This is a genomic window from Bacillus sp. FG16, assembly GCF_057809515.1.
In genome coordinates this window covers 60,888-72,716 of sequence record NZ_JBMDKC010000018.1, presented here as the reverse complement: position 1 = coordinate 72,716, position 11,829 = coordinate 60,888, and the positions used below count along the sequence as shown (strand labels likewise).

At 36.0% G+C, this 11,829-nt stretch carries 8 protein-coding genes; 4 read left to right on the top strand and 4 right to left on the bottom strand.

Going from position 1 to position 11,829, the window contains the following annotated elements; all coding sequences use genetic code 11:
* Positions 1–51: 51 nt before the first annotated feature.
* Together ACODS7_RS09440 and ACODS7_RS09435 are read right to left on the bottom strand one after the other, a co-directional pair.
* The gene (locus ACODS7_RS09440; RefSeq protein ID WP_243168343.1) at positions 52–2,808 is read right to left on the bottom strand and encodes a DEAD/DEAH box helicase; all 2,757 of its coding nucleotides are present in this window, start codon (positions 2,806–2,808) and stop codon (positions 52–54) included.
* Positions 2,792–4,411 (bottom strand): SWIM zinc finger family protein, encoded by a 1,620-nt coding sequence (locus ACODS7_RS09435; protein ID WP_043935840.1) that lies wholly within the window; start codon positions 4,409–4,411, stop codon positions 2,792–2,794. The genes ACODS7_RS09440 and ACODS7_RS09435 overlap by 17 nt, the downstream gene beginning before the upstream one ends.
* Positions 4,412–4,569: 158 nt before the next feature.
* Here ACODS7_RS09435 and ACODS7_RS09430 point away from each other — a divergent pair, with 158 nt between their 5' ends.
* The 3 genes from ACODS7_RS09430 to ACODS7_RS09420 are packed head-to-tail and all read left to right on the top strand — an operon-like array spanning position 4,570 to position 8,009.
* Positions 4,570–5,061 (top strand): zinc ribbon domain-containing protein, encoded by a 492-nt coding sequence (locus ACODS7_RS09430; protein WP_001281749.1) that lies wholly within the window; start codon positions 4,570–4,572, stop codon positions 5,059–5,061.
* A gap of 5 nt (positions 5,062–5,066) precedes the next feature.
* Positions 5,067–6,617: a zinc ribbon domain-containing protein gene (locus ACODS7_RS09425; protein ID WP_243168342.1), complete on the top strand. Its 1,551-nt coding sequence runs from the start codon at positions 5,067–5,069 to the stop codon at positions 6,615–6,617.
* Positions 6,618–6,629: 12 nt separating this feature from the next.
* Entirely contained in the window at positions 6,630–8,009 is a 1,380-nt protein-coding gene (locus ACODS7_RS09420) for a zinc ribbon domain-containing protein (RefSeq protein ID WP_224980563.1), read from the top strand.
* Between the two features lie 247 nt (positions 8,010–8,256).
* Here the strand turns inward: ACODS7_RS09420 and ACODS7_RS09415 are convergent, their stop codons facing one another.
* Together ACODS7_RS09415 and ACODS7_RS09410 are read right to left on the bottom strand one after the other, a co-directional pair.
* Positions 8,257–8,559, bottom strand: coding sequence for a DUF3910 family protein (locus ACODS7_RS09415; protein ID WP_001102539.1), 303 nt, complete (start codon positions 8,557–8,559; stop codon positions 8,257–8,259).
* Positions 8,560–8,644: 85 nt separating this feature from the next.
* A complete protein-coding gene (locus tag ACODS7_RS09410) occupies positions 8,645–9,523 on the bottom strand; it encodes a cell wall-binding protein EntA (RefSeq protein ID WP_242308538.1) in 879 nt (292 codons plus the stop codon).
* Positions 9,524–10,187: 664 nt separating this feature from the next.
* On the opposite strand from ACODS7_RS09410, the gene opuD reads away from it, so the two are divergent.
* On the top strand, positions 10,188–11,702 hold the full coding sequence (gene opuD / locus ACODS7_RS09405) for a glycine betaine transporter OpuD (RefSeq protein WP_224980567.1): 1,515 nt from the start codon (positions 10,188–10,190) through the stop codon (positions 11,700–11,702).
* The last annotated feature ends 127 nt before the right edge of the window (positions 11,703–11,829 follow it).

The window sequence follows — 11,829 nt, the reverse complement described above, 5'->3', positions numbered from 1 at the left end:
AACTAATAATCAGTGGGGATGAACAAAACCCCCACTGATTAAAGTTTCACTTTATACACCAAGTAATTCTTTTAGTTCGTCTGTTGATAGTTCAGTCATCCAACTATCGCTTGTGATGACCGCATTGTTTAGAGATTGTTTTCTTTCTAGCATTTCATCAATTTTTTCTTCTAACGTTCCTGTTGTGATGAGTTTGTGAACATGCACAAATCGTTTTTGACCGATACGATATGCGCGGTCTGTTGCTTGATTTTCCACAGCTGGATTCCACCAACGATCGTAGTGAATGACATGGTTGGCAGCGGTTAAGTTTAATCCTGTTCCGCCAGCTTTTAAGGATAAGATGAAAATGTCATACGTTCCGTTTTGGAACTCCTCAATCATCTTGTCACGATCTTTTTTCGGTACACTACCGTTTAAGAAGAGGACACGCTGGCCGAATTTTTCTTCTAGCACACGTTTTAGCATGTTCCCCATGCCGATGTATTGAGTGAAGATGAGGCAACTTTCATTTTGATCTTTTATATTTTCGATGAGCTCCATTAACGTGTTTGTTTTCATAGAGCGTTCAACGACATTTTGTGGTTCTTCTTCTTTTAAATAAAGAGCAGGATGATTACAAATTTGTTTTAGCTTGTTCAGCATAAGTAATATAAAGCCGCGTCTTTCAATTCCGCTTAATCCCTCGACATTTTGCAGTGTATCTTGAACAAGTTGTTCATATAAGGAAGCTTGTTCACCAGTAAGAGGACAGTAAGCTTTTTGTTCTTGTTTATCGGGTAAATTTAATGCGACTGTTTGATCTTTCTTCGTTCGGCGCAGTAAAAATGGTGAGATAAACCGTTGAATTTGCTGGATTTTTCCTTCATCACGATCTTTTTCAATCGGTGTGACGAAGCGGCGCTGGAATTGCCCTAAGCTTCCGAGATATCCATGATTAATAAAGTCGAAAATGGACCAAAGTTCAGCGAGGCGATTTTCCATCGGTGTACCAGTTAAAGCGATTTTGTGATTTGCTTGCAAGTTTCGTACTGCTTTCGACTGTTTCGTATGCGGGTTCTTAATATTTTGTGCTTCATCCAAAATAACAGCATCCCAGCATAATGAAGTCAGTTCTTCCTCATCGAGCTGAGCCAATGCATAAGATGTTAATACAACATCTGCCGATTGAAGGAAATCTTCAAATAAATTGCCCTTATCTCTATTACTTCCGTAATGTAATTGAACACGTAAATTCGGTGCGAAACGCTCAAATTCTTTTTGCCAATTTCCAAGAACAGATGTCGGTGCTACGATTAATGCAGGGCCTGTTTTGAGATTGTTTTCTTTTATATATAGTAAGTAAGAGATTGTTTGAATACTTTTCCCGAGTCCCATATCGTCAGCTAGCAATGCTCCAAATCCAAGCTTTCGTAAATATAATAACCATTCAATACCGTGTTGTTGATACGGACGAAGTGTTGCGTTTAGTGAAGTAGGGACATCTACTTTTGGAATATCTCCAATATGAAGCAGCTTCTGGAAGAGTTCTTCATAATATCCATCTAGTTCGATTTCAATATCAGTAAACGGGCTATTATCTTCTACAATTTCTGTTTCAGCCGTATTTGATAAATGTTGCTGCAGGACATCTTTCATCTCTAGTCCATATTTATCGGCACGGTTCATGAGTTTCCTTACTTCTTCGATAAAGGCTGGATCTAGTCGCATCCATTGACCGTTTATATTAAATAGACGTTTGTTTTGTTCAACGAGTTCGAAAAATTCGCTTTCCGATAAATCAATGCCGTTCGTCGAAATGCGCCAGTCAAAATTAACGAGCGTATTCATACCGAAGAACGATTGTGTTTGTGCTGTATTTTGCTTCAACTGGACACGTAATTTCGGTTTTGTTGCTTTTAAATTTTGCCACCATGATGGTAGTAAAATTGTAATGCCGGCTGCAAGTAATTCATTGCTTGCTTCTGTTAAGAAGTTCCACGCTTCGGTTTCAAAGAGCTCATTTCGGAACGTATCTCCTTCTTTTAACCACGGTATGAGCTTACTAAAACCTTCTTGTGTTTCTGTAATCCGTTCCTCGTAATCGTGCCATCTTTTCGGTAAGGAATCGATGTTTTCGTATACATATATGCGATGCGCCCCGCGCTTTGGTGTCACAATTGTTTCAAGCTTCCACATTTCAAATTCTTCTTGTGGTTCTTGTAGTCTTAGTCCGATTGTAAACGGAAGATCATCTTCAATATAACCAATTTTTCGAAGCCAATCTTCTTCATGTAGTGCTGTTTCTAATTGTCTTTTCGTAAAGTCGTAATGTTCATATAGTCTTTTAGCATCTTCCCAGCCGTCATTTGAGCGATTATCTTGTAATATACTTTCATTAACTGCTACTGAGAAAAGAGATGCTAATGTGTCATCTTCAATTGGTGTATTTTGAACTTTCCAAGATGGTTGTTTGGACCAATGATTCATATTTGGTACGAAGCTACCACTCGTAAAGGCATCCCATAATTCATTTGCATCTTTCGTAAGTGCTGTAATAGGATCGTTCATTTGAATATGTGCAAAGGAGTTCATCGGTTTGTTTGCAATGTATTCAAATGCTTGTGCGTTTGTTAGCATAACACCTTGTTTTCCTTCGAAGGTTGCATCTTTTAGAGACGTACCGTAGAAAGAAGTGGAGTGCCATGTGAATGCATTTCGTTTCCAACTTGTTACGGATAATGGAGTACCGCTGTCATCTTCTCCCCAAAGGAACCAACCTTGACTAACATGCTGGAGCCTAATTGTTACTTCAGTTTGATTGATCATCGATTAATTTTCCTTTCCGTAATTCCTCTTGTAGTGCACGCAGACGTGAATGGAGATTGGCAATGTGAATAATGAAAGCATCCCATTCATCGGTGCGTTTTAATCGTTTATATAATGTACGTAATTTCTTTAAGTAACGAACTGCGCGTTTATATGATTTACGATTTCGTTCTTCAATCGCCTCTACAGCAGCAAGATGGTAAAGAGGAAGTGCCGCTTCTGGCGCTTCTTTTTCAATATCTTTCAGTGGCTCTTTCAACAGTTCAATTGCTTCAAATCCATATAGGAGATGAAGTTCTGCCCATGTACGATACTGTTTTTTCGCGAGTACGTACTGTTCATAGTTTGTGAAACTATATGGTAATAGTTCTTGTAAAATCATTTCGAAACCAGCTTGTTCATTTGTATGTGTTGCATATGTTTCATACATGATTACAAATAGCCGAACGACATCTTTTATGAAAATCGTATTTTCGTGATCTTGGATTGTTTTCTTTACTTGTTTATACGTAAAGGAAAGCCAATTTTTCGCACGATCCCACTGCATGGCACTTAATAGTTCTTCTAACCAATAGAAGTATAGACTCACAACAGAAGCAGGCTGTTTTTTTAGTAAGTCCATCGCTAGTAGATCTTCGTCATTCAAAAAGAGAAGATGGGAAGACGCTAACGCTTTGGATAGTGGATTGATTTTCGTATCGATTCGTTTTTCTTCTTCTTGTATTTTCTCTTTATTGTTTAAAAGTTCACTCCATATGTGACGATAAATGAAAAATCGCTCTTGCGTATAAGCGTCGGTAGAGAAGAATACTTCATGAACGAGACGAGCTGTTTCTTGTAAAATTATTTCAGACTCTGAAGGAATCGCTTCTGATTGTAAGTCCCGAACGATGGATTCCACTTTGTCTACAAATAGGCGAATGACATTAACAGGTTGGTGATAAGAATACGTTTTGTTTGCGTCGAATGCCTGAATTTCTTCTAATAACTTTTGAAAGCAGTAAAGTGCTGCGTGTAACCTGAATAATTCATGTATCGCAATGACACGCGGAGCTTTCCGCTCAAGTTTCGTATAGAAATCTGTAAAGATACTCATAAGAAAATACATTTGTTTATAAGTAAGCCGAGCTTGTTCTTTTTTAAATGATTCATATTCTTTTTCAAAATACGATTGCCAACTTTTATAATCCGTTTCTTCAAAAGCTGATGATTGCAATACTTGTCTTGCAGTTCGAATAGGAGGAAGGGAAGGTTTCGTATTATTTTTAAATAAAGTTAATACATCTCCTACTTGCCCGAAACTAGACGCTGCAGATAGTAATACAGCAAGCATATGCTCACATTGTGTTGGTGCGAAGCAATCACAATAACTTTCAGCGACGTTACGAATCGGAATATGAACGCTATATACGTTGCCTTCCGCATCTACAGTTCCTGATAGTGTATAACCATCAAAGTCAACGTTGTAGACAACACCACTACGATATAGGTGCCGAGCTGTAGCGACATGTTCCTGATCAGCTGTTTGCTGTGGATCTAGTCCTTGAACGAACTCATTCGCAATCATCATAATTTCATCTTTCGTAATTGAGTGTTGCAGCATAATATTCCTCCGTACACATATTTCTTTCCTTTACCATTATAAACAAAAAATGCTCAAAACAGAAAAAATGAAATTTGGATTACATAACTTGAAAATCATGGTAATATATAAAATGTTAATTTCATATATGAATATATACGTATAGGAGGAGAAATGATTTGTCAGATTTACAGACGAAGTTAGGTAGTGGAATGAATAAGTTACAAGAAGGAATAGAACAAGGGAAAATGAAGTTGCAAGTTGCACAAGAAATTGCTCAATTGAAAAAGGGAATGCAAGTACAAATGCAGAAAAAAGCAGAGGTTCTATTAGAGGTTGGACAGCAAGTGTACGTTCAATTAAGAGGAAATGGAGTAAATGAAGCGAGCTTAAAAGAAATGATTGCTCCAGTTCAAGAATTTGATGTAGCTATTTATCAAGCAAGAAAACGCATTGTTGAATTGCAAAAACAACAAGGTGAAAAAGCTACATGTGAATGTGGTGGACCTTTATCAATAAATGATAAGTTTTGTGGTTCGTGTGGAAAGCCTAACCCAATGTTAGCAGTAGAAAATGAAGGTGAAACGGTAAATTGTATTTCATGTAATGAGCATATCGATAAAAACTCTACTTACTGTCCAGTTTGTGGAATTAAGCAAAGTGGGGAGTGAATTAAATGTATTGTCGCACATGTGGAAAACAACATGGTGAAGAAGTAAATTATTGTCCAAATGAAGGTAGTATGGAGATTACAGGAGCTATAGATGCAATAACATTAGAAAAAGATACTGCAAAATACTGCAAAGGTTGTGGCAATGAAAATGCTCAAAAAAATTTATATTGTCAAAAGTGTGGGTATTCTTTATTTGTTGCGAAGAAAAAAGAACAATCTGTAAAATTGCCTACAATGGATGGTGCTCCTAAAGTTGAATTTAAAGCAGATAAAGCCGTTTTACAAAAAGGTTTTATTGGTGGGGCTGTTGCAAGTATTCTCATGTTAATTGCTGGTTGGATTGGTAGTTTATTATTTGCTTCTATAATAAGTGAGATGTTTAGCAAATTTGCGAAAGAATTAGATATGTTGCCGAATTTTTATTCGAGTGCAACTTCTACGATGTTAAGTTATCATTTACTTGGTTTTACAGCTAACGACGATAGTGGATTGATATTTTCTTTATCTTGGCATACTCCATTTACATTACTACTAATCATTCCATTTATTATTTTCGTTGGTACAGGAATTTGGTTAGGGAAGCAGCATGTTGCGAAAACGATTAAAGATCAAATTTTTATGGCATCAACAGTTGGTATTATTTATGGCGTCTTTTTATTCATTATAAGTTTTATAGCATCACAATCTTTTGCAATTCCATTCTCAGAAGCAGGTAAGATTACGGTTGGCTATTCAGCGATTAAGAGTTTATTGAGTGGTTTTGTATGTGGGACATTATTTACTTTATTAGGATTTATTGCTCATACAAGCAAAAACAATATGGCAGCAGCATTTCAAGAGTTAATGCCATATGGAGCGTCTGTTTATTACGGTGTTTCAGCTATGATAAAAGGACTTTTAGTAACAGCGGTAGCGGTTTGTATTATGGCGTTAGTAAGTAAGGAAGATGGTATTGAACCATTAAAAGAAATAACAACTTTAAAATCAGAAAGTACATTATTAGCATTAGAGTTAGCACCTCAATTATGGAGTATGGCTCATTTTGCGCCGTTAGAAGTATCAAGTCCAGCACTTAGTAAAGAATTTACTGGAATTGGTAAGAAATCAAAAGCATATGAGAGCACACTATCATTTTCATTTATATCAGGCGTCTCTGTAAATGGCGTAGAGCTTAGAGAGATATTGATTTCAAAAGGAGCAAATGAGCGAAGCCTTGCAGAATTTGATAAAGTGAATAACGTATTCCATTATGGTTTATTACTGCTTATTATTCCATTGTTCTTTATGTTTAGAGCGGGAAGAAAGTTAGCTAAATTACCGACTGCCAATATATATATTACATTAGCGGTATGCAGTGGTTCTTACACAATTATAATGATTGTAATGAATATGATTTCTAAGTTCCAAATTAATGTTTCAGGAACTGTAACAGGTTTATTTGGAACAAGTGGAACGGTATTATCTATGCAAAATTCATTTATATATTTAACTTTGTTTAGCTTGATTGTGACATATGTAGCAGCATTTGCTGGAATGAAATTAGCTAAAAAATAGGAGGAGAGCACGTTGAAGTTTTGTGGAACATGTAAAAAGAACGTTGCAGACCATTTGAACTTTTGTCCTGAGTGTGGGAGTAAAGTAGAAGTAATCGTTGATAACACTGCTGCTTCATATACAGAATTACAAAGCGAGACAAAACCAGTGAAAAGTAAGAAAAATTTATTTTTAATCATTGGTTTTGCTATTATTGTTATTTTATTATTTGGGGCATATAAATTTGGAGCATATAAGTTTTCAAAAGAAAAGCAAGTAAATGTAATGATTGAAGCATTCCAAAAGAAAGATATTAACGCAATTGATGAGTTTGTGAAAGCAAATGATTCAAGTTTAAAGATTAAGACAGAGGATATTAAAGCGTATATGCGTTATTTAAAAGAGAATCCTTCTTACAACAAACAATTGTTGTCTTATTTACAGAAAGAGACAGTAGATCAAAAGTTAACAAAAGATAAATCTGCATTTAAAGACGGGGAAATAGTAGAAGAGGGAAAAGAGTGGTTCTTATATCCAAAGTATAAGTTCAGCATGAAATCTTATTATGTGAATGTAAGTACAACTGCAAAGAATGCAGAAATATATGTGAATGACAAAAAAGAAGCAGAACTTTCTAGTGATAAAAATTCGAAAGAGTTTGGGCCATACTTCCCAGGTACATATGTTGTAAAGGCAACGGCGAAGACAGAACTTACTGAATTAGAAACAGAGAAAGAAGTAGATTTAGCGGATGAGCAGAGCGAGAAAGTGAAAGTGGATTTATCGCTTGAAGGCAAGTATGTAAGCATTTCTTCTGATGAAAGTGATGCAACTGTATTTGTGAACGGGAAAAAACGTGGAAAATTAAGTTATGGAAGTTATAAACTTGGCCCTGTATCCACAGATGAAACAGTAGAAGTACATTTAGAGAAAACTACTGATTTTGGTGTGATGAAATCTGAAAGTATTAAAATTGGAGACCAAAGCACGTATTACTTAAAATTCCCGAAAGAAACATCAAATTCAGCAGTGGGCGAATTTGTAAGAAATCACATTTATGATAACGTACGTGCAATTTCATTAAATGATTTTAGTTTAATTGAAAATAATTATGATAAGAGCGGGAAATCGTATAAGGAAGACCGTGATTATATACAGTATTTACACAAAAAAGGAATTACAGAAGACTTATTAACGATGGAAGTTCGTAATGTAGAGCGTCAAAGTGATACGAAATATAAAGTAACGACATATGAAGAGTATCATATTCGTTACGGTGATGGATCTGTGAAGTTCAAAAGTTTTAATAACGAACATATTGTAACTGTGAATGGAAATGGAAAGATGTTGTATTATTCTCTTGGTGCAAATAATACGTTGAAATCAGAGGATGTATCTGGTCCAACTCGTTAATATGAGAGAGGCTGTTCAATATTTGAACAGCCTCTTTTTTGTAGCTAAATCGATATTTTGTGTCAAACCGTTGATATATCGTAAGTTATGATAGATATAATTGAAAAATCGTTGATATATTGCGATTTATGATAGATATATTCGGAAAATCGTTGATATATTTTTCTTAAATTGTGTTCACGAAGGGAAAATAAAAAGGATATCACTTAGCCGAAAAATCCGGCGAGGTGATATCCTTTTTTTACAATTATGAGTGCGTTTCCTTTAATATCGCTTGTACATACGGATCATGTAGTATTTGTTCTATAATTGGTAACATGTTTTGTTCAAATGGAATGTCGATAGGAAATGGCTTTTGAGAACCTGGTTTTATTCCATATTGCACAATTTTGTAATGTGTATTGTTTTCAGACTTGAGCACAATTAACTTATAGCGATTATCATCGCCAGCGAGTGAGAAATCAATAGAAGTAGCGTTATATGTTACTTCATCTTTATATATGTACGGTTTTGGCGTACCAATCCAGTCTACTTTTGCTTGTACATTCATGGGCATAGCCTCCTTATATGTATTATAAATAAATAAAAGCCAGCTCTCAATAAAGAGAACCGGCTTGTAATTTAGCAGTCATTGGTTATTTTAAAATTTTCACTTTAACAGTTTTGCGTCCCCATTTTTGAGCAGCACTATCTGATCCAAGTAAGATATCGATACGGTTACCTTTAATTGCACCACCAGTATCTCCAGCGATAGCTTCTCCGTAACCTTCTACCCATACTTTAGATCCTAATGGGATTACTTTCGGGTCAACAGCGATCATTTTCATGTTTGGATTCGCAGTTAAATCATGACCCATTGCAGTTAATACACGGCCGCCATATGTGCCACCGTTTTCGCTCGGGTGAGCTGTATATGCTGTAGCTACAACTGTTAACTCACGACCACCAGATGGTTCGCTAGTTTCAGCAGCTTTCACAGCAGGCTTAGCAGCTGGTTTTGCTTGTGCTGCAGGTGCTTGAGCCTTAGCTGGTGCTTCAGCTTTAGCAGGAACAGCCGTTTCTTGTTTCTCAATTACAGGTGCTGTACCTGTTAAGAAAGGAACGTGAACGTAAGCTGTTTTCCCGTTATATTCAAATTGTAACCACTCATTTTGTACTTGGTTCGTTGTTTCGATTACATCGTCTTTCTTCAACTTTCCAAGGATTTCTGAGTTTGTGTTCGCTTCAGCACGTACGTTTAATACGTTAGCTGTTACGTAGTAGATGCTTTTTGTGAACTCTGCACTTACGAATGCGTCTTTACCGTCTAAAGTAACTTTTGACCATCCGTTCTCTGTATTTTGAACATCTATCTTATTACCGTTTAGTAATTTACCGACAACTTTTGATTCCGTAGTAGGGTTTTCGCGTACGTTTAGTACGTCTGTTGTTACAACAGTTTCTGCATTAGCAGATGATGTGAAAATCCCAAGACCAAAAACTGCTGCTGTTGCTATACCAATTAATTTTTTCATGATAGCCTCCATTGCGTTTGTTTTCGTGTCCTCATTATAGCAACAGATTTTTTCGGATTTAGGGAAAACACACAATTACAAACCATTCGTAATAAGTCGTTAACATCCTGTAATATAACAAAAAATATAGGAAAGCGTTTTTCATTCTATATGACTCATAGGTTTCTAGTTATATTCAAAATATTTAATACAACATGTTTTTTTCGATGCAAATAAGAATATTACAGGAATGTTACATGATGTTTACTAAACGATTACATTCCTTGAGTATTTTACCGTTTTATGGGTAATATAGTTATATAAACATAAACATTTTGTTTGTGAAGCTATAAACACGTGCTATATACTAGCAAAAAAACCGCATAATTGTTACAAAACGAAAGGGTTGCAAGGAAGAACTTTGCCCTTTTTTACATATGTAACACATCCTTTTTTAGGAAAATACATTCCTATCCGCGTTTTTCTCACACAATTTGACAGCAGTATTTCTAACTTGTAGCTCTTGCAGAGTGAAAAGGTTATACGAAAGGTAAGGCTGTCCATAAGAATTCGAATTGGTGAAGGTGAAAGTAAGAAAATCACCGCAAAATTATAGTTTTCTATCCGATTTTACATATCGGAATTTATGTTATTTACAAAAACGAAACCTACGAAGGGGGATTTGATGAGGAAACTGACAAAAACATTCATCGTTTCATTAACATTATGTATTGCATTTACAATTTGGGGGATTATTCCCGAATCTATTATTGGAAAAGGTAGCTTAGGAAATGTAACAACCGCAATTCAAACTGCATTAGTTAGTAAGTTTGGGTGGTTTTATATTATTTCCGTTTCTATTATTTTAGGTGTATCTATCTTTTTAATTGTTTCGAAATACGGTTCTATTCGCTTAGGTAAAGATGATGACGAACCTGATTATAGTTATATGACATGGTTTGCTATGTTATTTAGTGCTGGTATGGGTATCGGCTTAGTTTTCTGGGGCGTTGCCGAACCATTAAACCATTTATACGCACCTCCGTTTGGAGAAGGTGCAACTGAGGAAAGTGCACGCCTTGCACTGCGTTTTTCATTTTTCCATTGGGGATTACATCCTTGGGGACTATATGCGTTTGTAGCGTTATGTATTGCTTATTTTACCTTTAGAAAAGGAAAAGCGAGTACGATTAGTGCAACAGTAGGTCCGCTATTTAAGGGCGGGGAACACGGGCGTATTGCTCATTCATTTGATGTGTTAGCTGTTTTCGCGACTGTGTTTGGTGTTGCAACATCATTAGGTCTTGGCGCAAAACAAATTGCAGGTGGTGTTAGCTATTTAACATCTATCCCGAACTCCTTAACGACACAGTTGGTTATTATTGCAATCGTAACAGTTCTTTTCATGTTATCTGCACAAACAGGTCTTGATAAAGGAATTAAATATTTAAGTAATACGAACATTATTTTTGCATTTGCACTTATGATCATTGTATTATTTGCAGGTCCAACAAACTTTATTATGAATTACTTCACTTCAACAATAGGTTCTTATATTCAAGAATTGCCAAGTATGAGTTTCCGTTTAAGTCCATTGGATGAAGGCGGAAATCAATGGATTCAGTCATGGACAATTTTCTATTGGGCATGGTGGATTGCGTGGTCACCGTTCGTAGGTACGTTTATTGCTCGTGTTTCACGAGGTCGTACAATTCGTGAGTTTGTTATCGGTGTGTTACTTGTACCGACCGTAATAGGTGCACTTTGGTTCTCAGTTTTCGGCGGGACTGGTATTCACATGGAGCTGTTTAGTGATGCACATGTCTTTGAAAAAATTAAAGAGATGGGAACAGAAGTAGGGTTATTCGCTATGTTTGATCAAATGGGAAGCTTTGGATCAGCTTTATCTGTTTTAGCGATTCTTCTTATTTCTACATTCTTTATTACATCTGCAGACTCTGCAACATTCGTTTTAGGGATGTTAACGACACATGGTAGTTTAAACCCACCAAATCGTATTAAAATGATTTGGGGTATCGTTCTAGCCGCGATAGCTTCAACCTTATTATATATTGGCGGATTAGAAGCATTACAAACAGCAGCTATCATTGCAGCATTCCCATTCGTCTTTGTTATTTTCTTTATGATGGCAGCATTATTTAAAGAGTTACAAAAAGAAGGACGTATGAAGCGGCATTAATAATAGAAGGAAAAGAGCTGATTTTATATCAGCTCTTTTTTAATCCCTCTATTTGTTGGGCTGCCTGTAAAAGTCCGATTGGTGAGTGCTGATTAAAGTTTCACTTTATATAGAAGGAATTTGAAAT